Origin of the sequence: Sulfurisphaera ohwakuensis (assembly GCF_009729055.1) — an archaeon.
Taxonomy (GTDB): Archaea; Thermoproteota; Thermoprotei_A; order Sulfolobales; family Sulfolobaceae; genus Sulfurisphaera; species Sulfurisphaera ohwakuensis.
Genome location: NZ_CP045484.1, coordinates 2,651,936 through 2,677,901, shown reverse-complemented (window position 1 = coordinate 2,677,901; position 25,966 = coordinate 2,651,936). Strand labels below are relative to the sequence as shown.

Genomic DNA, 25,966 nt, shown 5'->3' with positions numbered 1-25,966 from the left:
TTACTAAAAATTGATGTTATTTTTAAGAAATTTCATACATAGTACAAAAGAAGTTAAAGGTAATACTATCTTATCAATATTTGATTATGTATTTTTTCTGTACATTTTTGTTTATATCTAATCAAAAAACTATAGCTTTAATTCATATAATGGTTTAAACATGATTTTTCTAGTTAGTCCATCAACTTCTGCGTATTCACTCTCTTTCCAATCTAATATTGCATAACCTATCCCTCTAGATTTTCCTCCGCCTACAAAAGTACCAAATTCGCTGAGGAATTTTAGCGTTTTAATCCAATCATCGATTCTATCCCTTACTATAACCTTGACCCTAACACTATTAACGTTTACAATTTGCTCGCTATATAAGTGTTTTTCCTCACTTTTCCTTGTCTTCCTGTCAATTACTACATGAGTCCTCTGATTTATCTCAGCGTCGATTAAAGTATCGGAAAATGTCACAGCGGATGCAAAATATTCGCTCCCATAAAGCCTTTCTACTGGGCAGTTCCACATTGCAATAAATCTCTTCCTTTCCTTTCTCACATTCTCATCATTTTTGTTTTCTAACCCCTTAGCTTCTAACAATTCGTCTAAGCTTCCATCATCTGTAACATCTTCACCTTTATGACCCCTAAAGTGGTTAGGATTAGCAATTAAGACCTCAGTAGCCCTTCTGAATATGCCCTTCCAGCTGCTTGATGGTATTACGTAATACTGACCTATTTTTAGCGGGGTGAGAGTGCTTATATCTTCCTTGGGTCCACCTACTCTAAGCCCGTAAGGAGTATTAAACTTGAGTTTAAATAGATATACTTTCTTCATTTAACACTCACCTTCTGAAGTAGAGAATCTAAATCATCAATCCCGAATATGAAATTTAAACCAGCGGGTAACAGTTCATCGTAATTGCCCTTATCCTTAATGTAAACTAAGGTTCCTTCATTTAGAGTCACAAAAGAGGGTTTTTGCCCAGAAATCTTATCGTTAGTAAACCAACCAGCGTAAGTTGATGTATTACCGATTATTACACTTTTTCCATCTACCTTACCTACTGTGAATAGCTGTTTGTTAAAGAGTGTGGGTATACATTGTGAAAGGCAATATGAAAGCCCCTGAGGTTCTGGTAAATCAACTTCAGTTACAACATCCACTGTAACCAATGCATTTGTCCTGTTCTTTCCCCTACCCAATCTTATTTTACTACCTTTAATTATATCTATTACTTCACTGGGTTTGGCTATTGCCCACAGAGTATCAAACTTCTTGTATTCATAAGCATATAGCATTCTGTGGTAGGATGAGGCTAATGTTTTTTCTATTGCAACATGCATCGAAACAAATGCTTCTGCACTAAAACGTATGTATTTTGTTTCATGTTTATCACTTTCCTTTTTCTTAATTATTACTCCTATTTGGGGTTTCTTCTCTCCCTCAAGCTTTAACACTTCTTTTAACGCTTGTTTTTCAAGTTCTTCACTCTTTCTTCTCAGTATCCCTTTTTCTTCTACGAAATCGCTGCTTTTCCTACTTTCTGCTGGACTGAAATAATGGGCTGGTGCTGAGTCGATAGGGAATGCTGGAGAGGAGAAGAAGGAGTCATCTATTTTACCTTTCTGGTAATAGTATTCAGCCAATATTGCACCTCTTAGTTGTGTTGCCGGTATATAATCTGTTACTGAGAAATAATAATTCCCTATTTTCCTAGTTCTTGTGGTTATATAACCGTTTACTGTCAATCTGAGTAATGTGAATTTCACCTTAATCACCCCATATGTAATCTGATAAGGAGAAGACTATACTCTTCATCTCTTCATCGCATTTAACCTTTTGGCAAATATCCTCCTTTAACTTTACGTCTACCATAGCGTTTCTACCCATCCTCCATAACCTTAATGCTAGTAGAGAATATAGTAATAGTTTTAACATTCTATCACCGCATGAGTCCCTAAAGTATATGGTAACTTCAAATTGGGTATTTGGAGCAATTACTTCTTGAGTGAATAAATGTCCTTCTTCACTTCTTTGTGTTCTATCATTTATTTCTACCCTAGTAATCTTGCTTCTTACAACCTCTGGAATTCTTACTGCTACGGTGAAACAGCCAGAGTCCTTATAATCTGGATAACCGAAGAGTTTACATACATCACAAACGCCATTTTTCTCATGTGCTTCTTTAATTTTACTGGGTTCTATTTTACCGCATGATGTATAACCTTCTGGTAAGTAATTATGAATAGCCGTTCTTAATACTCCCTTTATCGTTGAAGGCGGTAATACCATGGGGTTAAGTGGAATGTCTACTGCTCCAATAGTACTTCCTCCTCCTATTGTTAAGGAAGTTAAGTTTTTGATCAGTACTTTAAATTCCATTATCCTACACCTACCCTAAACGTTTTAAGGATAAAGTAGTAATCATAAAGCGGGATTTCTTTTAATGAACCTTCCTTCCTTTCTACTAATTTCTTAAGAATTTCTTTATCATAAGGTTTATCACTTCTTGCTATTTGCCTCAAAATATAAGCTAAGGTCTTCAAATAACCGTTAGATGTGTTGAAGTTTGTTTCTGCGTAACTTACTATATCCTCCAATTGCCTTAACTTTTCCCTTACCTCTTTCTTGTCGTTTTCACTATTATAGAGACTAACTACGTCTTTGAATTCATATAGCTTGGCTAACTCGAGTAGTTCCTTAACCTTTTTAATATCGTTTGTAACCACTAAATACGAGTTATTTTGCCTCTTGTATTTACTAATTTCTGAATGGATTACAGACTTACTGGCTAAGGTTGAAGAAAATACCATACATGCAATGCTTGTTTTATTATACTCACTAAGGTTGTTTTTATTCTCACTATCTTCAGGCTTTATTTTGCTCCTTTCCATTAATTCATCTGCAGCCTGGAAGGCAAATTGGATTGGATGATCGGGCTTAACACTAACTATTCCAACTTTAAAGGTGAAACCAGTAAGTTGTGTTGCCTTTTCAAAGAATTTCACAGCAAAAGGTATTGCAACTATAGAAGGGGCTAAGAGAGTTATGTCATCCCCTCCTAAATACAACACACCAGAGAGGAGTCTACTAGTTAGTGGAAGTTCTTTTTCTTCTGATTTTAAGAACTCTCTTTCTGCATTAGCTAGTTCATTAAGTGTCTCATAAAAAGCCCTCTTAACTCCGTAATCTAATCTGAAGCTCTTATCAATATAATCAGAGAAAGTTGCACTGGCTGAAAATATAATTGAACCTCTGTTTCCGTCAGCTTTAATTATCGAAACATATCTAGTATCTTCTAATTTCTTATATCCAGCTATAAACTCCATAGCGTATTCCGCAAAATTATCTCCAAAAACTTTACTAGCACTCTCTGCTGGGGTTACTTCTACGGAAAGTAAATATGTTGAATTCACCTTGCTTATGAAACCTCTTGTTGACGATAAGTCTCTAATCTCAAAACATCTACTACATAGGTATTCTCCAAATTTTTCATCCACAGCCGGTCTAATACCACAATTGTCACAGACTCTATGAAGTCCCACAGAGTAAATTTTCTCTTCAAAATCCACTAAATATCTCTCACTGAATTGTGTTTTTATTTCGTCCCAGACCTCATTATAGTTCTTTATATAATTATCATAAGCAAATTCAGCTACACTTACCTGTAGCCTTAAATCTAAATCACTCAGTAACTTTATTCCTTTGAATACGTCTTTTATCTCTTTATAACAATCATTATTACAAATATCCTTTCTTACTACTATGTAGGAGTGCCCACCATAACCGCTCAACAAAGCTTCTGCTGGCAACCTAGATTTTGTTTTATTGGCGAATTCTGTATCGAGTAGCATAAATGAGTAAACTGTTACCAGAAAGTCTACTAACATGCTGGCAAAAGACATATCTCTTAGTTTAGGGAAGTTAGTAATAAACCTCTGTATACTCGGAACATCTATGTAGACCAAGTAACCTAAAGGTCTGCCAGGCTTTATTTCCTTTGAACTTCCCTCTACTTTGTCTGGTATGAAGGGAAATACTCTGGCTTCTTCATTCTTAACTATTTCTGGAGATATAACTTGACTTAAAATGAATCTATAAATATCCTTTGAAGCTTTTTCATATTTTTCCTTACCTAAATTGGTAAAACAATCATAAGACTGCTCATGTTCTTTATTAAAACACTCTTTAACTTCCTTACCGTATTCTATGTGATCTAATGCTTCATTAACTAGTTCAGTCAATCTATCAGCACTAGAGGCTAAACGGTCTGCGATTTGAACAATACTTTCAGAATCACCGTGATGTGAAGCCACTAATTCCTTAACCCTTTCTAACTTAATACATGCTTCTCCACTCTTCAACTTATTCTGAAGATTTTCTAATATGTTAGTGGCTTCAGTTACGTGATGACGTGGATTGATGAGTTTTCCTAAATCATGAAGTAATGATGCGACCCTCAGATAACTTAAATCTATGGAGTGGGGCTGAAGGAGCCATGAAATTAGGGATGTTAATTGTAGATGTGAGGCTAAAGAAGTGAAATTGAATCCCGGTCTAGTGTCTGCTGGAGTATTAATTAAAGCTTCGTAGATTTCTCTAATTGAAGGAAAGTAAAGTCTGATAAGTGATCTTAAAGTATCAGTGTGCTCAAAATTTTCTAATTTTTCAAATATATCTTTAAGAGATGTGTTCTTATCAACAGTAATATCAGTTAAATGCCTTGCTATAGTGTAAATGAAGAAGTACTCAAATGCTGTAAGAACATAATTTCCCTTTCTTTCTTTACTTCCTTCATCTTCCTTTTTAATAGTGGGGGCATAAGATATAAACATGGGCAGTTTATATAACATTGAAACAATGTCCGCGTAAATATCCATTGCTTTCTTCTCGTCATTTTTAGCTATTTCGCAAGATATTAGGGCCATATGAGCTAATGTGTCTATTATTTTGTTCTCTAGGTCTGTATTACCCTCATAAACCTTACCGTCTTCACCGTCAAACACTACTCTAAATTCTGGTAAGTTTAACTTACCCCTTAATGTCATGGCTCACCACTAACGTTAGATACTCAAGTTTTTCTTTGCCTTCCCCACGCCATATGATTTTATTTTTTTCATATTCCTCGACCTCAACTACTTTAAAACACCCATCCTCCTTTCCTATTTCTAAGGAAAGATCTTGCTTAATACAGATCTTCATTATCACCACTCCTCATTATAGTCAAATGGCTTGAACGTTCTTACAAAATCTTCTAAGGCTTTAGCGTATTCTTGTTTAGGTGAAGGTAAGGAAAATCTTACTCTACCGAAACGCCTATCAGAGTACTTAAATCTACCGATTAACATAACCTTTCCCTCTAATTTCTTATCTCTAAACCCAAAACCGTAAAGAAGCATACCCAATTCAATTGGCTTTAAAGAACGATATAGTACCCTCCCTCTAAATCTAGATCCCTTTACACAACTCTCATAATACTGTCCATTAACGTTTACGTAATCAACCTTCCCTTGAGTCATAATAAAGTCGGAAAATGACACTCTACTTGCCAGTCCAGAATTACCTAATAGGTCACATACTGGACAGACTCTCTGTGGAAATCTATCAGTAGATCTAGGTCTGGGATTCCTAAATATTCTCTTATAAGTAGCTGATGAGGTATTGGAATTCCTAGATACAATGAAGCAAGCATCCCTTATTGAAAGCTCAAGCCTTGTCCTCACAAGTCCCTTAATAGTTGACCCGGGTATTATAACCTTACCTAAGTATCTATTCATCTCATGAGTTACTGGTGAGAAGTATTTGTTAACGTCTGGGATAGTCCCTTTTAATGCTGTTTCGACTAATTGGTCTATGTTTTCTAAAGGTTTTATTATTTCTACGTCATAAACCCCACTACCTACATGTATATAATCAGACACTACTTCCATTTCTAACTCCAGAACTCCTTCTAATCCTATGCTGTTCCTTTCAGTGTAATGGGTATGGAATCTTTGCATTATTAAAAGCCTCCATGAAGGGTTTCATCTTTTCGAAAAACTTATCCCCATCTTCCTTTATTTCATCTTGCATTGATACTGGAATATCTTCATCCCCTATTTTCTTTTCACCTTTGTCTAAAAACCTTAAATTAACGAATTTTACAAGTCCGAATCCCCTACTCTTATGTCCACCTATTTGTACAAAACCGTCATGGATGTTCTTCATAATAGTTAGTAAGTAACCTATTGCATAATTGGGCAAATTAGTTCCGATGATTTTAAACGTGAATTTAGACCCCGGCTCTACAAATTCAACCTGGACTAATGCACCCCTTGCAGCAGCTCCTTCAGTTCTACTTATAGCAACCATTGTCCTAGTACCGAGCTTAAACTCAATAGCCCTAGACTCTAAAAACTTAACAGCGCCTATTACGCTCATAGTACCAAAGAGTTTGCAGTTAAGACAAGTATAATTCCAGAATGTTTTTAATGCATCCTCCATGTAGTTTTCTCTTAGGCTTCTCTGAAAATCATCATATTTTCTGAAGTTATTTAAACAATAATCCCTTCCTACACCACTACATGCGATAAGGTTCCTTCTTTTTAATACTCTCTCTCCTTCAGACCTAAATACTCCCTTCCAAGAAGATCCGGGAATTATAGGAGTGCCTTCAACATCCTTTAATACTGTGTCTCTAACAATGCTGGCAGGATCCATTCCGCCGGATTTCCCGACTCCTATCCTTAGAGGGGATTGTACCTCTAAAATTCCCTCAATTACGGTTTGTCTCTTTATTATATCCTTTCTGATAAAGGTATAGTCTACCACGACTTAGCCACCTCCATAAGGTCTAATTTAGTGGGTTTCATAAGATCTGGTGATTTGCGTATTTCAATTTCCCCAGATGTTAATTTGACTAGCCCGAAACCAGCACTCTTCTTAGCTCCTATAAATATTCCGTCAGTAATTAGGGTTTTTAATAAATACCTTACAACTTCAACCGCTTTCTTTCTCCATTCTTCCGTTTCTCCATCAACTATGTTTAGATTATATAGGAACATTGAGAAGTTGAAAACAGAGTTAGGTTCTACGTAATCTAGTGTGTAAAGGTGACCTGGTAATTGACCTCCGAAAACTCTATTTATTGTAACCATTGTCCTTTGGGAAATAGAGTATTTCTCTGCAATAGCATCAAGTATATAAACTCTGGAGGAGAGGTCTTTGAACCCGAAAATTATACAAGGTATGCAGTATTTTTCTTCGCCATTACAACTAGTACATTTGTTATCATCCAAATCACATACAATATATCTTGGATCATTCCATGATTTTACGTAAGCTTCTGCCAAACTCCTTAGAGCTCCTTTAAAACTCGATCCTGGAATAATCGGTCTTTCATTTACTTTTAATATGAGATTATCTGTGGGATCTGTGAAACTCTGAGACTTTCCATATCCAATCCTCAGAGGTGTCTCATTTTTTATTTTTCCATTAATCTTTATTATGCTTCTGATAACATCTAAATCGTAACAAGGTTTTCCATCGTTCATCTCACATCCTCTTTACTAATTCATTTACTAATTTCTGGAAATTATCCACACCTTTAAGTTGTGTTACATCTATTTCAAGACCGTTTAAAGTTTCATAAATCCACTTTACATAACCTAAAAGTTCTAGAGCTTTATTTATATCCTCTTCATTTTCTTTCAAATCTTTTAATGCAGAAAGTAATAATTTACTAGTATTTCTGTCTATTTCTCCTCTGCCCGTTTGCCTCAAAATATATGCTAACAGTTCTTTTATACTCTTTCTACTTTGCATATAGGTTAATAGGTTATTTATATTACTAACATCTACTGCAGCTTTTTCTTCTTTTCCCTTTTGCACTGGTGTAAGAGCTGATATAGCAATCCTAGTCGCTATATCTAACAAGTCCGTATCCGTCTTGATTATCTGGGACACAAAAATTCTATTTAAACAGACATTAATAAACTTTAAGATAGTTATTTAACTTGCTAAATGTGCGACTATTACTTCATAGCTGATAGTACATTTCACATGGCAATGTTGTCACCATATTATTTTATAGATTAAGAAAGAATTTTCTAAAACACAATCTTAATTAATATAAGAGAAGTAAACTATATTTAATATATTTAAATTTATATAAAACAGCGGTGTAAGAGGTCCAAGATGAATTAAGAGACATGTAAAAATTACATTATTTTATCACATATATTATCGTATTCGTACTTACAATGAGCCATTCTTTACCGTCTGGTATACGTTAAATTCTTTATAACGATCTGTTTTAATTTCTTTAAATTTGAAATTGTACCATTAGATTAAGTGAGTGTGGATAACAATTTTGTTAATTCAGTATAAATTATGTAAAGTATAAATCTATTTTCAATTTACCAGAAGATTTACACATTAGTAGAATGAATTATTGTAATTTTAATGTTTTTTAGAAATTTTTATAATGAATAAAAGAATTTAAAAAGAGAGACTTTAAGCTATTTTTAACTAAATTTCAAATAAATAAAATTGTTGTCCACACTCAATAACTCATAAGTTAGCTTAGCATTAGAATTTGAGAAATTAAAAAGTCACAATCCCTCCCACGGTTGCAAATCAGTTTTGTTAAATGCATGGCATATAATACTTACTCTCTCAGCAGGATCTGAATACTATCTTAAAAAACTAGAATAATATCTAGCAATAGAAGAGTTTATAAATTTTTCATGTATATAAATTTTATGCTCTTGAATGTGGAAGAGAAAAGGGTTAAATCCGTTCTCGAGAAACTTAAGGATATCGGCGTTAACACGACTGTAAGTTCAATAAAGTTTTTCATATGGAGGAAAAGTCTCACACGTTTTTATGTCACAGTAAATAAAAAGAACGTTCTAATTTTCTCTCCATATGAGTTCATCATATACTCATAATTTGGAAAGATATGCGTATTTACTCTCCAAGGATTACAATTAACAGTAAACGGGTAGGATTCACAGATATATGTAATGGATCTAAAGAGGAGGTTCATCAGATATACGCATATTCAAAAATGACTACTTTATCTGGGCTATTTAATAATACAGATTTAGTATATATTGATGTGATGATGAGCCAATCTAGTCTCTAAGATGTAAGTCAATAAGAAGCCCTACCTAAACTCCTGGTAGATTGAAAGACTTAGCTTTTTATAACACTATTGCTCATCCACTCTCTTACTATTAGATAGTCGTATTACTTTACAATTAGTATGAAAAAGAATGTGTATACAGTTTCAGAAGAGTGAAAAGTAAGTTACTTAACAAGACCTATTTTTACATACGTAAAGGACTTATGTGAACGATAATATGATTGTTGATATGCTACTTCATTATCAGCTAAGAAAAGGCTCTCTCTTTATTTCGATAACTATCATTTTTCTGAATCTAACTGAGTACCTTTGTATTAATTTTACGTTAACACAAAGTATCTCATCGGAATTTATTAGAGAGTTTAGGAAAAGTATTTATGCATCAATTATTATCCCTATCTTCCCTCACCAATTCCACATCTATCGGCTTGGTCTCGTGCAACGACGAGATTATCTCATGCAATTTCCTCATAACCTCTTCCTTATAAACTCCTCTATTTCCTTGTTCCACTTTATGTCATACTTTTTCATCTCCTTCCTCAATTCCTTTTCTATTCTTAAACTTTATACGACCTTCATAATATCCGTATGTCGACTTCTTGAAAGAGGTAATCGTAACTAACCCCTTAGGAATTAAAGCAGATAAAACACTAAGGATTATAGAACAGACTCATATTACCCTTACCCGGTTGAAGACATTTAATCTACTGTCACTTTTAACTTAGTAATAGTTAAAGGAATTACTTTCAATCATTTTGGCCACATAGGCATAAGGGCTCAATGAATGCAAAATAAGCGGATATAAAAATACTTCTAAAACCAGAAAAGAATTCAGCCCTTGCCCGTGTCAATGGTCTAGCTCCACTTCCTCTTTCAATTTCATTATGACTTAACTGTAACCTTTTATAAAATGAAAAGGAAGGTTACGCATTTCCACTTAGTGATGGCTTATTTTCTCACGTTACACTCGTTTCTTTTACCCCGGCATCCTGCTCTTTAAATACTACCGTCAAGTATATCCCGCTTCACTCATCTTATTAATTGCTTCAATTATCATCTTATCTCTCAATAAAAATAGCAACACCAGTGACATTACGAATGTGAGTACTACGATGAGAATAATCGGGATAAACGATATAATTAATGCCGATAACAGAAGTATAATAAATGTAATATTTGATAAAAGTCTATTCCCCCTTATCTCTACGTTAATTGGGTTTAACAAGTCCCTCAACTGTAAAGGTCTAGATATGGCTAATAGGTAAGTGTAAAGCATAGATATTAAGGGGACGTAAGTTAACATGGCAATTCCTATGTTTAGGAAAACAGGGTGCCAGATCGAGAGTACAAAATTAACTATTCCTAATGGCAAGTTCATTATAAGGCTCCTTATCCCAGAGGTAATTACTAAGTATTTAAAGGCCTTATTCCCCATGGAAAGTATTGTAAGCCAGAGCCTCTCATGCGCTAAATTATTCATCACTACCATAGTTGTAGAATATAGTATAATAAATACTATTGCAATAGATAAACTAGGATAAAAAATTTCATTACTCACTAGGTATTTAAATACTACGAAATATATAACCCCCATGATAGCAGAGGCACCAATAACCTGGTTCATTCTAATTACCTTTACATTACCCTCTGTCGTTGTATACGCCGTCGAAAAATAAGTTAACTTAAACTTCAAAAACGCTATGAACGGGTTTTTAGTGTTAAAGGAGATTCTATACTCATCAACGGGAATGGTCAATCTCCTCATTAATATCTGGTCAATGTTCCTCAGCCTCATTAATGAAAGTAACGTCACTAAAGTAGCATAAGGTATTGTAACGAAAAGGCTCTCGTAAAAATAACCGAAGGCTGCGGCTGTGGGAGAATATTCAAAACCGAATAACGGGGATAAGAACCATAACGCAATTACCGAAAGTATTACTAACTTATATCTGACATCTTGTGCAAGGAAGCGGAGCGAGACAACCGAAATGCCTAATAACGGAGATATTAACAGTAACTCGATATTATATGAAAATATCATGAAATTAACTATATATATTAAATTAATTAGCAGAGTGGAAATATATAAAGCCATACCTAACTCCTTCCTATCTATAGGTGATGTGAATAAATAATCTATATCAGCCTTTAATATATTAAATGAGGAAATATAGGAGAAAAGGATATAGAACAAAGTAACATAAATAACAGTTAAGTTAGGGGGTAGAATTGGCCTTGCTTCTCTCAGTAAAAGGGTTATAGAAATAGATAAATAAATGAGGGACGCCACGAGAGATATCACGAATATCTTTTTTGAAACCCTTGTAAATATAATCACTTTCAACAGTTTAATTAACATCTTCCATCAGCCTCGCCACTAAGGATTCGATCTCCTCACCACTGGACTTCTTTAACTCCGTTAAATCATCCTGCCACACCACTTTTCCGTTAGACAATATTACCGCCCTATTTACTAACCTCTCCGCTATAGACATTATGTGGGTTGAAATTAGCATAGTAGAGTTCATGGACTTTAGTAATGAGATGACCTTCTCTCGAGTCGGTATGTCTAAATAATTTAAAGGCTCGTCTAAAAGCAGTATTTCGGGGTCATGAAGTAAGGCTAGGGCTAAGGCCAACCTCTGCTTGTTACCTTTAGATAAATACACTATCCTAGTATTCTCGTACTGCCTAAGCCCTAAAAAGTCCAAAAGCTTATCGACTCTGTCCTTGTCTACACCCCTTAATGAGGCAATATATTCCAAATTCTCCCTAACATTAAGCATTAGATAAGGGCTGGCGTCCTCTGGTAAATACCCGATTATTTTCCTAGCTTCGATAAAAAAGGGGTCTAACCCTTTAACGAGAACCTCTCCTTTTTCTGGCTTTAACAAACCTGCTAATAATTTAAGAATAGTCGATTTACCGGCACCGTTAGGTCCCAAAAGTGCCACTTTTTCTCCACAATTTATATTAAATGAGACTCCATTTAAGGCGATGACTTCACCGTATTTCTTCACCACATTTTTCAATTCAATACAGTACATATGAATATAAGATTTAACAGAAGATTAAATCTTTTCTTTTATCTTAATTAATAGCTCTAACAATCAATCTTCATCTTCCTTTACACATCGCCACGGACTCCAAGTCACTTAGTATCAAGAATCTTTAGTAAAAACCCTCACAATCCCATCACGGATCCGTAAGTTGGTGTACGTAGAGGCAGTCACGAGTAAGAGAAGGCTAGCGAAATTGAAGGTGTTCTTGCAAGAATGTAATTCAGATTCTACTTAAAGTACTCACTATCTAGCCCTAAAATCACACCACGTAAGAGTGCATAATGCGTAATTAATATGAATAACTATATAAAGTAAAAGTTATAAAACACGTTTGTTCAAAATTAAATTCACTTAATTACGAATAAAGTAAGATAACATAAAGTCAGTTTATTAAATGTAATCGCAAAGAATCCCGTAATTTTCGATAATCAATGTTAACAGAACTTTTCTGATAGAGAATTCAATGCACGGTATAACCTAGATATAGTTCCACTTAAGTATTATACTACCAGTTGAGTCTATAATACTTATTTTTCCTATAATTATTAATTAAAGTAAATTACGTTAATTATACATTAGATATCCTCATGAGTTTATCTACTAGCTGTGAAATGATTGGAAGTGATTAAACATAACTAACTGGAAGTTATGTAAATATGTCGCAGACATATAATACTTATAAATTTGCACCAGAAAAGCTTATAGTTATGTCTAGTTCAATTTACTATAATGGCTAAGGCGTGGAAAACAGCATTTTCAACGTCATTACTTCTCTTCTTTTACTTCATCTACCTAGTGAATTTCGGAGGACTCCAGTTAACCAACGTAAGTCTGACGAATCTTACAACATCGGGATGGCTAGCTCTATTCTCCCTGTCCCTAGCTCTTGTTGCACTTTACCTCCCGAAGAAGGCGAATTCTTCCTTGGCAGTACTAATCCCTCTCTTCGGTTCTGGTGCCATCGACTTTTACTTATCGTTAAGAGTTCCTCTCGAGTTCTTCCTTTTGCTCTACGCTGTAGTTCCCTTCATAGCGACAGGGGTTAGTGAATTAGTAGGTGTCGGATTGTTTGTAGCCTTTATCTACGCCCTTGCATCAGCTAACTATCTCAAGTTCTGGGTACCATTCCTCCTCTTATTACCTCTTGCGGTAGTGTACTGGTCAGCAAAGGATGAACTAATGAGTCAAAAAGATATAGATACACTTGACTTTATGACCATCACTATTCTCCTTCTGACCCCATTCCCCTTTGTTGCCCTAAATACAGGCTCACTGATCGGTATTTTGATGTATCTTTCGGCGATGGTACTCTTGTTTGTGGGGATAATGATGAAATTTAGGTTAAAGGACTCTGCTTGGCCCTTTGTGACTTCTGGGCTTATAACCTACTTCGCCCCTATTGTCCTCTACTTTCAGCTCAAGGACTCCGTAAATTATGGAAATTCTTTCTTCAATGCATACGACCTCTTCTTTTACGGATCTCTTGCGCTGATTTTCTACCTTCCATTTCTTTTTAGCGAAGAAAATTCAGTAGCTGTCATCTTATTTACCCCGATACTCTTAGGCATAACTGCAGGACTTCTGGTTTACTCCAAAACGACTACCTACTTTGCAGCTATCGACCCTTGGCTCGTAGTTGCAGCAGCATTTCCTAAGAGCCCGGTCGTTGAAGATTTCTTCACCTCTTGGAGATATGCCCCGAAATACTCAGCCCAACCGCAATACTCCTCACCCCAGCCGATACAAGTGCAGCAGCCTTCTTTACAAGTCAGGTTCATACTCAAGGGATTACCGCCGATGGCTAGAGCAGTAATAGAAGTGGGTAATACCACATGTGACGGTGACTTCTTAATAGACTGTAACGATTATGGGAATTGGAGAGCCTTTCCAGTAAAAGTCGGACAAGACGTTTACTACCCCAACCCAAACTCGGGCTACGCTAACCCATCGGATGTAATAACGATAAACTACGTCTTAGCTACCCAGTCACAGCAACCTCAACCATTTACTCAGCTCTCTCAGACCTCCATTTATGCCCACTCAAGGGCCCTAGGTAAAGTCAACACTACCAGCCTCGATCCGAATGCTCTACTCAACAGAAGGCTGGGAATGTATAAAGTCAAATCCATAATAGGTAGCGGAGGATTCGGTTACGTTTACTTAGGAAAGATGGGAGGCGATTACTATGCAATAAAAATACTTAAGGTAGATAAGGGTGATCCGATGGCATACTTCCAAGAGCTCTTCCATGAGGCTAACAACCTTGTAGACTTATCTAACCATCCGAATATAGTTAAGGTTTATGCGGTTAACGTGGACTTGAACGTAATAAAGAGGGCACTAAATGGAGATTTCATGCCTTATTACGCTGACCCTCCTAGGATAGTCATGGAGTATATGGAGGGTGGGAGTCTTGACAAGTATTTAAGTGATGACCAGTTCTTCTACTCCTTGAATTGGGAAACAAGTGTTAAAAAGGCAGTGCGGCAAGTGGCAGAAGCACTAGTTCACATTCACGGTAAAGGGTATATGCATTCAGACGTAAAGCCCCAGAACATATTCTTGACTAAGAAGCCTAAGGATCCGTCAGAGTTGCCCACCGTTGACTTCAAGCTAGGGGACTTGGGTAGTGCAGTTAGATTCGGGAAGGACGTAAGTCAAGTAACTATAGAGTACTATCCCCCAGAGGTGTTCATAAGCAAAGCATCACCCTCAATGGATATCTTTGCATTAGGTATGACATTATACGTATTGTTAACCAGGAAAATTGATAGGCCTGACTTGCAGGTAATGAATGAAGCCTTTAATTGTTATATAAATAACGACATGAACTGTGTGAGTAACAAAGTTGAGGAAGCAAGACGTTTGCTGGCCTCCTGGGATCCACAGGTTCCAGAACCCTATAAGAGCCTGATAAAGGCTGCAGTCGACCCGGATCCTATGAAGAGGCCGACCGCACTAGAGGTCGCTGACAAGCTGAAATAACGCCCTATGTCAGTCTTAAGTAGCCTTATAAATAGCAGTATTTAATGTGTCATTTCGTGAAGGACTTTTAACAAGTACGTATAATTTATTGAAAATCGTGTCAGTATTAGTGAGAATATAAAATGCGTTGCGTAATAAATGTAATTTACTTTATAACAAAATTTTTATAAAGAATTATGAAAGAATTCAGATAATTTAGCTTAGGTTAAAATCAGTACTTAACGCAAACATTCTTCTATGAACGATACAACATACGACTCTTCTCTCGCTTTAGATTCCGGATCAGCTATTGAATGACCGGAATCGTTTACAAACAGCATTACATCATTTCCTAAACTCTTAGACTTAGCAACATATTTCAATGCATGTGCCGGATGAACCCTATCATCATTAATACCCGTATAAACGAAAGTCTTAGGTAGACCCTTCTTCAAGTTATGGTAAGGACTGTAAGATAGTAAATACTCTCTGTATTTAGGATCATTAGGATCTCCGTACTCCTCAACCCAGTATTTTCCAACATAAAGTTTATCATACCTCAACATATCCAGCACCGGATGACCTATTACTGCACAATCAATTAATCCCGGATACTCATTTACCGTAGCACCTACCAATAACCCTCCGTTACTCCCTCCCATTGCTACCGCTTTTCCACCCATAAGTTTCACAAGACTTAAAAACTCAGCAAAGTCCTTAAACACATTCTTCTTATTCAAAAGCATACCAGCTTTATGCCACTCCTCTCCGTTCTCATAACCACCTCTTAGGTTAGTTATCAGTATTGAATACCCCTCGTCCAGCAATACCCTCATTACAGATGTAAGAGAGGGAAGTAAGGGAATCCTGAAACCTCCATAACCGTAAACTATTACTCCTTTAGGGTTATTTACTTTAGAGACTAAAAACCCGTGGAGCAGTACATCTCCCTTGACGTATAAGTCTTTTACTGTCACATCATAATTTCCGTATTGCATTAGCACTTCTCCTCTCTCTCCATCACTCTTCTTTACCACTCTGAATTTGTAGTTGAATGAAGTCTCAACAAGGAATAGAGTCTGACCTTTACCGTCCATGAACATTACATTATCGTGTACTTCTTCCCCTATTCTCTTTCCTTTAATATCGTAGAAAAATAGCGGAGTCCTATACTCTTTTATTACCTCAACCGCAATTTTATCCCCTATATGAGAAACACCTAGAACAGGGTAATCAACTTCCACGATCTTTCTGTTACCGAGGTAAACTGCATTATTCTTCTGATAAATAACCTCACCTTGTTGAAAATCTACAACATCTATCACTTCTCCTTCATCTACCTTCCTCAAAGAATCAAATCCCTCTCCTATATAAAGTTCACCATACCTCCAACCCTTTTGCCTTACCAAAGTGAGGAAATCATCAAATACTTTTATTGTTACAAACTCACCGGGTTTCATGTCTTTGCCGTAAACTATTTCATCTTTGCAAAACACTCTGTCTGCGGGATAATCACCACCATCTGGAGGTGGAGAATACCTAAAGCTCTTAATGTAACATAACTCACCTTTAAAGTAAAATGGAGATTCTATCATCTCGCCTAACTCTCTGATTTTCCCTTCCGGAGAAATGAGCAATGTGATGATCTTGTCACTTCCTTTTCTCTCTATACTAACACCTATCTCCTTTGAGTTATAAACTTTCCAGATTTCTGAAGCTACGTAACCTTCAGGTGGAGTGTAGATAGTGTTATTACCTAAAACTAACTTGCTTTTTTCGCCGTAAAGTAAAATTGCGGGGTTTTCTTCGTCATAAGCGAACATATTTAAAACGTAAGGCTCCTTATCCATTTCGAGGAGAATGGGATAAAGTTTTTTTGCCCTTTTTCCCAGTTTACTCTCTGTCTCCTTATTTTCCTTCTCTATAAAGGATATGGTTCTAGGGTCTGATAAGTTTTCTAAATACTCATATTCGTCCATAATTAATGAGTTGGGAGACGGTTAATAAACATTAAAGACGTGAATAGTTGCGTGAATTGGGAAAGCTTAGTCATGGCGGGCAATATACGCATTAGATGCGAAGAAGAGGCCTTTTATACCCAGCTATATGACTGCTTCGACATTTCAAACTAGCTAAGTGCCAATATTCTCTCTAGAATACTATTTGATTAGCTATTGTTTTTAATCTCACAACTCTTACATAAGCTAAAACGTCACATATGTAAGCAGCAGGTACTTCGGATTTCATGCCCGTGGAGTTTCCTCTTCAGTTACCTGACATTAAGCTTAATATTTATCCATATTATTACTAATTATGTCATATAACGTTGCCTAGGAATTTTTGAGGAGGGCAAAGGACTACTTAAAGGCTTCAGAACTATTATTTCAGCAAGGCCTTTATGAGGCATTAGCTTTAGATAGTGAAGTTTCAGCCCAACTTTCCCTAAACTTTTCAAACTTGGGATAGAACCTCCTAGGACTCACGGAATTAGAGAATTACTTTCTTTATTATATACGAAACTTGGAGATAAAAGAATAAGCGACTTTACGAAGGATAACAGGGAGAAACTCATTAATTTTAGAGAACGTCAGAGGGAAATCTCAATACGGTCTACCTCCAAAGATTAGGCTGAAATAGCTTTAATTACTGCAAGGGAAATATTAAAACTTGTGGAATTATTATGGAACCTCTAGAGAGAATAAAGTTCTTACGAAACTGGAGGGAAGCTTTTAGTAAGCTTAACCTTGAAAGATTTAGTGAGGTTTACGTTTTCGGCTCCGTAATAAGCGGAAAAATAACCGGCGGAAGTGACATTGATGTAATCCTGGTTATCAAACGCAATGAGGATAGGAATAAGGCATTAATAGACTTCTTTGATGAAGTTGAGAGAGTTGGGAGAAAAAGCGTCATATTTGTTTGACGTTAAAGTAATTTATGAGGACGAGAAAGAATTACCACCATATAAGTCCTTCCTCAGAGATGCGGTAAGAATAAAATGAACTTATATTAATGTTTCAGAGGCTATATCTTAAAGATCAACTTAAAAGTTTCCCGACCGAAGAAAGACGATCCCTCAATAGAGGCTATATCTTAAAGATCAACAGATGATTTGTCACTCCTTCTTAGTTAGTTAAACCAATTAACAATTCAAAACCAAGGTTATAAATTCCCGTTAAAATCTCTAGTATCTCATTGTCATCGATTTATTAGTTTCGATAATCGTAAAGTGCTAAAGATAGAAACGTTTATATTTCCCGTATACATATACTATAATATGAAGACCGTATACAGTTTAAGGATAGATAAAGAGTTACGTGAGGAGATGGAGAAATACGACGTTAAGTGGAATGAGGAGATTGAGAACTTTATAAGGAGGAGGATTGAGGAGTTAAAGAAAGAAGAGATCTTAAAGAAGATTAATGAAATTCTCCAAACAATGCCCGAGACTAAGTCAAATAGTGCAGAGTTGGTGAGGGAAGATAGGGATAATAATTGATGCATCAGTTTTGGCTAAATTTATAACTAAGGAGAAAGGATGGGAGAAGATTACAGAGATTCTAAAAGACGCTGAGACATTAGACTTTGCGTTAGTTGAAGTATCTAACGTAGTGTGGAAGAAAGTTGTATTAACCAGAGAGTTAACTGAACAAGACGCAGTTAAGGCAGTTACTATAATTAGAGACTATTTACCACAGTTGCTGACATTGAATAAAAGCGTTGACTTAATTGAAAGAGCTATTGAGATTTCCATGAAAGAGAAAATTACGATATATGATTCACTTTATATTGCATTGGCTGAACGTAAAGGAAGTAAATTAGTAACTGGAGATAAGAAGCAACATGGGATAGCGAAAAAGTACATCATCTCAGAGCTTATATAGGTTTCGTTGAAAGATTAAGGATTAATAAAGCTTCTTCGTCTTTCTGTGTCATTGGAAAAAGGGTTGTGTTATAGTACTATACGCCTTTAGTAAACCTTGAGGAGATGCTATATGCTCTGTTAGTTCCTTTAATTTTTCAGATTTGATTATTTTTGTTTAATTTAAGGGTCTGTAGTTAATCTGAGAGAGTTCGGCAACAAAAGCAGTTTTTATATAAATAGGGGTTATTCTAATTTAACGTAACAAACGTCAGATACATACTCCAAGTACTCCTTTATCAGATGTAGGGGTTATTCTACTTTAACGTAACCGTTAATCCACAATGGAATTGAGAGATTACTCAAAAATGCTTCTTGTGTTTGATTTGGGGTATGTGTTAATCGTTAATGGAATTGAAATCTTTGTAAAGTCTACGGTTTCCTCTCCTAAGCTAATTTCTGGTTAATTTCAAATATTTGGGATTCATATCGATATCTTAGCTATTGCTATCTTCGAATCATGGTTGAAAGATTTATTACTGAACGCCACACTGGAGAGAAGTATAATAATTTTATAAAGGTATTAAGGACTTAATATATTGTGATTGAAGTAAGAACTCATACGGCTTTACATATAGTTAAAGGCGCTGTAAGAAAAGTGTTAGGAGCTAAATGGACCGCTAGTACATATGTTAAAGATAATCACGGGAGGCTAACGGTTAAATTTGAGAGGAAGCCTACTGAAGATGAAATTGAGGAGATTTTCAAACTATCAAACGAAAAAGTTAAAGAAAATGTAACTATTTTAACTGAAGTTCTACCTAGAGAAGAAGCTGAAAGAAAATACGGAGATGAAATTTATGATCTATTTCCCGTACCTCCAGAAGTAAAAGAGCTTTACATTGTGATAATACCTAATTGGAATATAAACGCATGCAATAAGCAACATACAAAAAGTACGGGTGAAGTAGGGGAAATAATTAAAGACTATTGGCGATTTAGAAATTCCAAACAACTTTTAGAGATAGCATTTAATATCAATCAGTAAAATATAAAAAGAGTGGATCAGTAAGATTAATCATAAAAAAGAGGTTTCCTAAATTATATTTTTAGGTGAAGTAACAATTGTTGAAGTAGAGGCTTAAAAGGTAAATCCTAAATTATATTTTTAGTTTTGAGTGGGAAACTGTTTAGTATCTAATCTTCTTCCATAGCTCATAAGCACCGAATGTACCTAATACCGTAAAACTAATTGATTATTATGAATTAATAAAATTAAATAAACCTAATGAAGCTATAATAGTCAAAGAGACTACAGTAAATTAATATAACAGCTAAATACTTTAAACCACGCATCTAAAGTCACCGAAGTTTAACCCTACGTTATTCTACGTTGCTTAAGTACAAATAGCTTAGGCGTTTAGGATTAAAGTGGAATTGCGACAATATTAGTTGATCTTGAAGGTCAATTTAAGACTTTACTGAGTTTAAAAAGAAATATATTTTAATGACAGAGGAAAATTTCATACGTTTTTTCATGGTGCTTCATATCAACTCTCAAGTTGGATAACTGCATGAGTTAAGTAACTCATATAATTTATTATTCATTTTAGCAAACGATACAATTATAGAAATTTCAAGACTTATTACTCATTTTGTTTCCCCTTAAACCTATGTAGAGCTTGTCACATGTGACAAACTAAAGCACCAAAAATTTGTCATATGTGACAAATTTATATACTAATGACGACACTATCCGACAAGTTACAAATTTCTCTCTGGTTATTAGGAAAATATTTACATTTCACATATCCTAAGCGAATGAGGGGACACATGCATCCAGCAAACTTGAGTCGTAACAGCAGGAGTTCCTATTACTATTTAGCATGGATGCTTTTTTTTTCTCAATTGAAAAATTATAAATCAAAACTGAAAACTTCTTCTCCTCTCTGATATACTGTTACATTCTTATCTATTACTGCATAACATCTAAATCTGGCTGAACTATCTACTCTAAGATATTTACCCCATTCGAATTCATAATAGGAGTAACAACCGCCAGTCATATGACCATTAAAGTGAAGCTTAGGTCTTACTTGTTCTAATGCTTGCAGCATTAATTCAGTAGCCTCATTATATCTCATTTTAGGATATATTTCTGGAAGGTAAGGAGGTTGATGAGTTACTAATATATCAATATCCTTCAACTTTCCTATTATTCTTAGAAATTTTTCTGGCTTGATCCCATAATCCTTATTGTCTCCTATCAGACCGTTAATTCCAGTAATTCTCATATTACCAACTCTTATAATTTGACCATCCCTTATTGAAAAATTCTTTATTATAGAAAAATTCTCATGATTACCGTAAACGGCTATTAACTTAGTCCTTGAAAGAATATTGGAAAAATCTTCTATTGACATCCCTTCACCCCAATCGCCAGCACCTATTAAGTAATCTGGTTTTAATTCGTCTAAGATACTTAATAGCCATTTAACCGATTCCATTTCCTCTAAACTATCAAAACTTTTGTGTAAATCGCTAATTAGTAGTATCATCTATACTAAAATCCATTGGTAAGTTATAAATGTTAATTTAAGTAGAGTACGTGCAATTTATTCTCTCGTTGTGAGAGATTAAGGCTATGAGACGTTATAACTTAGTTCTTATGTTGTCTCAAATATTATTAAAACACCGCCCCTATCCAAATTTAACATAAAAAGCAAAAATTGTTGTACACACAGATAGCGTCGTCATTTGTATATATATTTAGCATTTTACGTCTTTTTCCTTCTCTTAAAAAGTTTCTTAATATTATCAGAGGATTGATAAACAATTCTTATCACCCTTGCTATCCTCTTGGCACCCAAATACAAACCAAGAGAGTACTTAAACAAGAGCAGGGAGAGAGCCTTAAGGGTTATGAAGTCCTTATTCCTAACCCAAGTGAGGAAAGAACCTTTCTCCAATCCCAAGGCTTTAAGCTCCCTAATCAAAACCTCAATATCCCAACGATTCTCCCATGTAGTTATTATTTCCTCCGCAGTATCATTAACGTTGGTAGAGAAGAAGTATCTCCTTCCCAAACCTTATAATCATCTATTACGAGTAATTTTATGGGAATACCTAGAGATTTCTACAGCATAAATTACCTTGTAAAACTCACAAAAAGATATTTAGGTATAAAGTAAGGATCTGGGAGCGGGCTCCATGGTGAGGAGAGTCAGAAACCCACCTTTCGTGGGCACTGGCAACTTGCCAGCTCCCTACCTTAGTATCTTCCTCATTTAAATTAAAGTTTTCTCCTTTGTGCCTTGTGGATTATTTAAATTTTTTATCAGAGATAACGTAGAACTTACTTTTAAATGCTTAATATTTAACAAAAATTGATTAACAGCTGACAAAATTAAAAGATATTACAAAGTATTGGAAGCATAAAAAATATTGTTTCCGACATCATTAATATTAAAGCATAAAGCTGTTTGTAAGCTTATATATATATGCCAATTGAGTTGCGCAAAGACGTTCAGCGATAAATTTTTCGGTCACATTTCAAGTATATTATCAACACTGGGCGATAACTGGTATGACTGGAGCAGGAAAAGCAGTTACATTTCAAGTATATTATCAAGATTATAAATCCTCTAGAATTATACTCACTTCTGGTTCTAATTGTACTTCAAGTACAGTGTCAGCTAAGATTGTCTATATAGGATTCTTGAATTACCTTCAGCGTTAAAGCTCTAAAGTTTATATTACAATTATTGTAATATAACATTGTGAAGACAGTAACACTGAAGATAAAAGACGAGTATTATGAATTAGCTGAACAAATGGTTGAGATAGGTATAGCTAAGTCCAGGAATGAAGCGTTTAATCTCATTCTTTCTTACGGTGTGAGCAAAGCTAGAGAAGAGCTGAAAAAGAGTAAGATTAAAGAACTTACTGAGAAATGGTTAAAAGAAGGATTACCGTTTAACTTACCTACTTCTGAAGACCTATTAAGGGAAAGAGGACTGTGTTAATACTAACATTGCTCTGGGATATTTATAAGTCTGAAGATAATACTAACAAGAATAATAGTTCTAGTTAAAAAATCAGAAGAAATTCATAACATTAATGCAAATAACTTAAGTTAAATCATGAGTATGGAATAAAGTAACGAAAAGGCAGCGCTTTGCTTAATCAAAACACTCTGTAAGTTTCCAGTAAATATTTAGTGTTATAGTAAATCAAAGAATTTTATAATTTATTTAAAAATAGAATTTCAGTTATTAATAGACTATGTTGATGTAGATATAAAGACATTATGATGTTGTTGAATGCATCTCTCAATGCAATGAAATATGTTGATGTAGATATAAAGACATTAAAATTACAGTAAAATTCTTATGAGAGAGATCTTTCTATATAAAGCATAGAAAAGGAGTGAGTAAATTTTGAGCTACTTCACGATTCCAAATCAAAAACCTAATGTGGACTATCTAGTAACTTTTATGGAATTAGCGCTATGAATGAAGGGATCAGTAACAGAAGTAATTTATTTTAGGCTGTTCAGCAATAGTCTTAAGAGATAAGATAAGAAACAAAGGCTTTATCCTAGAATTATTTAGTCTCAAAAGCTGTTTTATTAAAAATCTAGATTTATACCCTTATTATCACTCTCTTAAATCACATATCTTTTACTTAAAATTTACCTAATTATCTCTATTCTACTTGAGTGTAAAAATCTATTTTAAATAAGTAATAGGAAAAGGGGAGTAATAATGTGAATTTTTAAGATCCTATCGTCTCTCAGAACAAATATTATAATATTTTCTATAGTAAATGCGAAGGTAAATGAAATTTATCGGTACAAAACATATCTTGTCGCCTCTATTGTTTAGCCCACTTTTACATCTTAAGATGAAACTTGTCCCTCACAACTATTATGAAAAAGATTATAATTAAAAATAAGCTAGAACAATAAATTATACATTTTCTATGAATATTATTTGATAGAATTTCTAACGTTTTCTACCTTGGGTTTTTACTGTTCTAATATAACGTTTGATCTTCTGTTTTTCCGTATCAATAGATGAAATTGCAATATCATTGGCACCATTTAATTTTTGATTCTATCTCTACTGTTGAAGTTCTATTTAAAAAATTGTTAACTTAAGGAAAATATTATTACCTAGTAAATCATCTAGTTTTATCTACTAGATAATGTAATTTATTTTATTATTTAAGAGAATTTCTTGATTTTATAAAGTTAAATAAAATAAAGACTATATGTTCTATAAAATTTTGAGTATATCTTTGTTGTTATTCCCGTTTTTTATCGGGAATTTCTTTCAATTTATAAATGATTAATAAGAGTGTCTCTGTAAAGAACGTTGAATGTATTTCTCTTTTTAGTATTCCCATTTTTTCAAGGGAATACTAAAAATTCAGTAATGATAAATATGTAACATAGAGAAAAGCTTATATAGCAGAAACGAAGAAAATAACATAAGAAGTAATATAAAAACAATCAGATAATCCTTAATGGAATTGAAAGGTTAATTTTTCGGATTCTTTACGATTAGGTTTTAAAGATTTGATAATCCTTAATGGAATTGAAAGAGGAGATTGCAGTTGATAGGGTTCAGTCAAAGATAATTATGATAATCCTTAATGGAATTGAAAGGAACTTTTATCGAATCCCTATACTTCAACACGCCGTAACGCTTGATAATCCTTAATGGAATTGAAAGACAGAAAGATTCGATGTAGTGACTGGGTCACCGCCCTGTGGATAATCCTTAATGGAATTGAAAGAACTTAGTTAAAGATAGTGAACTAGAGGAAGGTGATATAGGATAATCCTTAATGGAATTGAAAGGTTGAGCCTCCAGGCCATATTCCCTACTCTCTCTATCCTCCTGATAATCCTTAATGGAATTGAAAGGATTCTGTCATATCTTGTATCTTCACGAAGGGAATATTCCGATAATCCTTAATGGAATTGAAAGATACTCTATTACATTAATTATAATAAGTACGGTATACGTAGAGATAATCCTTAATGGAATTGAAAGTCTGAAAGTTATCTTTATCGTCTGACAAGCTAAAGATGAGATAATCCTTAATGGAATTGAAAGATTTTATATTCTTCAATGCATTCATGTAAGTTTTTTTATTTATGGATAATCCTTAATGGAATTGAAAGATTGCTTTGGCTGCAGTGCTTTTCTTTACGATTACAAGATAATCCTTAATGGAATTGAAAGTTATGTGAGAATTTTCTGCCATCTGTTTAACTTCGTCTTTAGATAATCCTTAATGGAATTGAAAGCTAACAAATCCAAGACCAAACCCGGTGAGTCCTAAAATTTCGATAATCCTTAATGGAATTGAAAGGTTACCATTAATCAGTATCTCTGTATGGTGACACTGTCCAGATAATCCTTAATGGAATTGAAAGATTCTACTTAGTAGATTATATGCCTCCTGGACTACCGGCGATAATCCTTAATGGAATTGAAAGATAATACTTGCTAAGCCAAATTGACGCATCATCGAAAAGATAATCCTTAATGGAATTGAAAGAATGCTCATCGTGTTTTGGAGTGGGTTTCCCACAATGTCAGATAATCCTTAATGGAATTGAAAGCATTATGCAGGCTTTACCGGTCGACCTCATTATTTTAATTCCGATAATCCTTAATGGAATTGAAAGCTAACTAAGAAGAGCTTATCAAACACCTCACCTATAGGGATAATCCTTAATGGAATTGAAAGACAAATTGTGGAACTGGCATGCTTGTCATATTGGTTAATTTAGATAATCCTTAATGGAATTGAAAGGAAGTTAGGGTCTCTGTTAGGGTCTCCTATCGTAAAATAGAAGTGATAATCCTTAATGGAATTGAAAGTTAACCAGAGTCCCGTTTATCAGAACGGGTTCACTTGTATGATAATCCTTAATGGAATTGAAAG

At 34.6% G+C, this 25,966-nt stretch carries 22 protein-coding genes, 1 pseudogene and 1 CRISPR repeat array (1 of these 24 only partly in view); of the genes and pseudogenes, 8 read left to right on the top strand and 15 right to left on the bottom strand.

Annotated features, from left to right (window positions below; all coding sequences use genetic code 11):
* Positions 1-129: 129 nt before the first annotated feature.
* The 12 genes from D1869_RS14500 to D1869_RS14445 all read right to left on the bottom strand — a co-directional run bounded on the left by D1869_RS14500 (position 130) and on the right by D1869_RS14445 (position 12,165).
* Positions 130-825: an RAMP superfamily CRISPR-associated protein gene (locus D1869_RS14500; protein WP_156015758.1), complete on the bottom strand. Its 696-nt coding sequence runs from the start codon at positions 823-825 to the stop codon at positions 130-132.
* A complete protein-coding gene (locus D1869_RS14495; protein ID WP_156015757.1) occupies positions 822-1,760 on the bottom strand; it encodes a hypothetical protein in 939 nt (312 codons plus the stop codon). The genes D1869_RS14500 and D1869_RS14495 overlap by 4 nt, the downstream gene beginning before the upstream one ends.
* A gap of 1 nt (position 1,761) precedes the next feature.
* Positions 1,762-2,373, bottom strand: coding sequence for an RAMP superfamily CRISPR-associated protein (locus D1869_RS14490; RefSeq protein ID WP_156015756.1), 612 nt, complete (start codon positions 2,371-2,373; stop codon positions 1,762-1,764).
* Positions 2,373-5,039, bottom strand: coding sequence for an HD domain-containing protein (locus tag D1869_RS14485; protein WP_156015755.1), 2,667 nt, complete (start codon positions 5,037-5,039; stop codon positions 2,373-2,375). The genes D1869_RS14490 and D1869_RS14485 overlap by 1 nt, the downstream gene beginning before the upstream one ends.
* Positions 5,023-5,193 (bottom strand): hypothetical protein, encoded by a 171-nt coding sequence (locus D1869_RS14480; RefSeq protein WP_156015754.1) that lies wholly within the window; start codon positions 5,191-5,193, stop codon positions 5,023-5,025. The genes D1869_RS14485 and D1869_RS14480 overlap by 17 nt, the downstream gene beginning before the upstream one ends.
* Positions 5,194-5,195: 2 nt before the next feature.
* Complete coding sequence (locus D1869_RS14475) at positions 5,196-5,990, bottom strand: RAMP superfamily CRISPR-associated protein (RefSeq protein ID WP_156015753.1); 795 nt, start codon at positions 5,988-5,990, stop codon at positions 5,196-5,198.
* A complete protein-coding gene (gene csx7 / locus D1869_RS14470; protein ID WP_156015752.1) occupies positions 5,962-6,801 on the bottom strand; it encodes a type III CRISPR-associated RAMP protein Csx7 in 840 nt (279 codons plus the stop codon). Before csx7 (D1869_RS14470) ends, D1869_RS14475 begins: the two co-directional genes overlap by 29 nt.
* Positions 6,795-7,523 (bottom strand): type III CRISPR-associated RAMP protein Csx7, encoded by a 729-nt coding sequence (csx7, locus tag D1869_RS14465; RefSeq protein WP_156015751.1) that lies wholly within the window; start codon positions 7,521-7,523, stop codon positions 6,795-6,797. The genes csx7 (D1869_RS14470) and csx7 (D1869_RS14465) overlap by 7 nt, the downstream gene beginning before the upstream one ends.
* A gap of 1 nt (position 7,524) precedes the next feature.
* Complete coding sequence (locus tag D1869_RS14460) at positions 7,525-7,935, bottom strand: hypothetical protein (RefSeq protein ID WP_156015750.1); 411 nt, start codon at positions 7,933-7,935, stop codon at positions 7,525-7,527.
* Positions 7,936-9,500: 1,565 nt separating this feature from the next.
* A complete protein-coding gene (locus D1869_RS15750; RefSeq protein WP_260311201.1) occupies positions 9,501-9,629 on the bottom strand; it encodes a hypothetical protein in 129 nt (42 codons plus the stop codon).
* A 498-nt stretch (positions 9,630-10,127) separates the two neighbouring features.
* Complete coding sequence (locus D1869_RS14450) at positions 10,128-11,408, bottom strand: hypothetical protein (RefSeq protein ID WP_156015749.1); 1,281 nt, start codon at positions 11,406-11,408, stop codon at positions 10,128-10,130.
* A 58-nt stretch (positions 11,409-11,466) separates the two neighbouring features.
* Positions 11,467-12,165, bottom strand: coding sequence for an ABC transporter ATP-binding protein (locus tag D1869_RS14445; RefSeq protein ID WP_156015748.1), 699 nt, complete (start codon positions 12,163-12,165; stop codon positions 11,467-11,469).
* Positions 12,166-12,909: 744 nt separating this feature from the next.
* Here D1869_RS14445 and D1869_RS14440 point away from each other — a divergent pair.
* A complete protein-coding gene (locus tag D1869_RS14440; RefSeq protein ID WP_156015747.1) occupies positions 12,910-15,165 on the top strand; it encodes a serine/threonine-protein kinase in 2,256 nt (751 codons plus the stop codon).
* Between the two features lie 218 nt (positions 15,166-15,383).
* Here the strand turns inward: D1869_RS14440 and D1869_RS14435 are convergent, their stop codons facing one another.
* Entirely contained in the window at positions 15,384-17,123 is a 1,740-nt protein-coding gene (locus tag D1869_RS14435; protein ID WP_156015746.1) for a prolyl oligopeptidase family serine peptidase, read from the bottom strand.
* Positions 17,124-17,484: 361 nt separating this feature from the next.
* Here D1869_RS14435 and D1869_RS15780 point away from each other — a divergent pair, with 361 nt between their 5' ends.
* The 6 genes from D1869_RS15780 to D1869_RS14410 all read left to right on the top strand — a co-directional run bounded on the left by D1869_RS15780 (position 17,485) and on the right by D1869_RS14410 (position 20,051).
* Complete coding sequence (locus D1869_RS15780) at positions 17,485-17,610, top strand: HEPN domain-containing protein (protein WP_260311203.1); 126 nt, start codon at positions 17,485-17,487, stop codon at positions 17,608-17,610.
* Positions 17,607-17,771, top strand: a complete 165-nt coding sequence (locus tag D1869_RS15745; protein ID WP_338056351.1) for a HEPN domain-containing protein — start codon at positions 17,607-17,609, stop codon at positions 17,769-17,771. The genes D1869_RS15780 and D1869_RS15745 overlap by 4 nt, the downstream gene beginning before the upstream one ends.
* A gap of 53 nt (positions 17,772-17,824) precedes the next feature.
* A complete protein-coding gene (locus D1869_RS14425; RefSeq protein WP_231113650.1) occupies positions 17,825-18,064 on the top strand; it encodes a nucleotidyltransferase domain-containing protein in 240 nt (79 codons plus the stop codon).
* Positions 18,065-18,418: 354 nt separating this feature from the next.
* On the top strand, positions 18,419-18,640 hold the full coding sequence (vapB, locus tag D1869_RS14420) for a type II toxin-antitoxin system VapB family antitoxin (protein ID WP_156015745.1): 222 nt from the start codon (positions 18,419-18,421) through the stop codon (positions 18,638-18,640).
* A 10-nt stretch (positions 18,641-18,650) separates the two neighbouring features.
* Positions 18,651-19,025 (top strand): type II toxin-antitoxin system VapC family toxin, encoded by a 375-nt coding sequence (locus D1869_RS14415; RefSeq protein ID WP_221267135.1) that lies wholly within the window; start codon positions 18,651-18,653, stop codon positions 19,023-19,025.
* A gap of 579 nt (positions 19,026-19,604) precedes the next feature.
* The gene (locus D1869_RS14410) at positions 19,605-20,051 is read left to right on the top strand and encodes an alanyl-tRNA editing protein (RefSeq protein ID WP_156015743.1); all 447 of its coding nucleotides are present in this window, start codon (positions 19,605-19,607) and stop codon (positions 20,049-20,051) included.
* An 868-nt stretch (positions 20,052-20,919) separates the two neighbouring features.
* Here D1869_RS14410 and D1869_RS14405 read toward each other — a convergent pair.
* Positions 20,920-21,561, bottom strand: coding sequence for a metallophosphoesterase family protein (locus D1869_RS14405; protein WP_156015742.1), 642 nt, complete (start codon positions 21,559-21,561; stop codon positions 20,920-20,922).
* A gap of 219 nt (positions 21,562-21,780) precedes the next feature.
* Positions 21,781-22,133: pseudogene (locus tag D1869_RS14400) on the bottom strand (ISNCY family transposase); the annotation flags it as partial.
* A gap of 649 nt (positions 22,134-22,782) precedes the next feature.
* On the opposite strand from D1869_RS14400, the gene D1869_RS14395 reads away from it, so the two are divergent.
* Positions 22,783-23,028 (top strand): VapB-type antitoxin, encoded by a 246-nt coding sequence (locus tag D1869_RS14395; RefSeq protein WP_156015741.1) that lies wholly within the window; start codon positions 22,783-22,785, stop codon positions 23,026-23,028.
* Between the two features lie 1,493 nt (positions 23,029-24,521).
* A CRISPR array of direct repeats spans positions 24,522-25,966; the repeat unit is 24 nt; unit sequence GATAATCCTTAATGGAATTGAAAG; it runs 2,929 nt beyond the window's last position.

What these genes read in the sequence shown, in the direction of transcription:
- D1869_RS14500 (WP_156015758.1), bottom strand. Translation starts at nt 825, where the DNA reads ATGAAGAAAGTATATCTATTTAAACTCAAGTTTAATACTCCTTACGGG.
- D1869_RS14490 (WP_156015756.1), bottom strand. Translation starts at nt 2,373, where the DNA reads ATGGAATTTAAAGTACTGATCAAAAACTTAACTTCCTTAACAATAGGA.
- D1869_RS14485 (WP_156015755.1), bottom strand. Translation starts at nt 5,039, where the DNA reads ATGACATTAAGGGGTAAGTTAAACTTACCAGAATTTAGAGTAGTGTTT.
- D1869_RS14480 (WP_156015754.1), bottom strand. Translation starts at nt 5,193, where the DNA reads ATGAAGATCTGTATTAAGCAAGATCTTTCCTTAGAAATAGGAAAGGAG.
- D1869_RS14475 (WP_156015753.1), bottom strand. Translation starts at nt 5,990, where the DNA reads ATGCAAAGATTCCATACCCATTACACTGAAAGGAACAGCATAGGATTA.
- csx7 (WP_156015751.1), bottom strand. Translation starts at nt 7,523, where the DNA reads ATGAACGATGGAAAACCTTGTTACGATTTAGATGTTATCAGAAGCATA.
- D1869_RS14445 (WP_156015748.1), bottom strand. Translation starts at nt 12,165, where the DNA reads ATGTACTGTATTGAATTGAAAAATGTGGTGAAGAAATACGGTGAAGTC.
- D1869_RS14440 (WP_156015747.1), top strand. Translation starts at nt 12,910, where the DNA reads ATGGCTAAGGCGTGGAAAACAGCATTTTCAACGTCATTACTTCTCTTC.
- D1869_RS14435 (WP_156015746.1), bottom strand. Translation starts at nt 17,123, where the DNA reads ATGGACGAATATGAGTATTTAGAAAACTTATCAGACCCTAGAACCATA.
- D1869_RS14425 (WP_231113650.1), top strand. Translation starts at nt 17,825, where the DNA reads ATGGAACCTCTAGAGAGAATAAAGTTCTTACGAAACTGGAGGGAAGCT.
- vapB (WP_156015745.1), top strand. Translation starts at nt 18,419, where the DNA reads ATGAAGACCGTATACAGTTTAAGGATAGATAAAGAGTTACGTGAGGAG.
- D1869_RS14405 (WP_156015742.1), bottom strand. Translation starts at nt 21,561, where the DNA reads ATGATACTACTAATTAGCGATTTACACAAAAGTTTTGATAGTTTAGAG.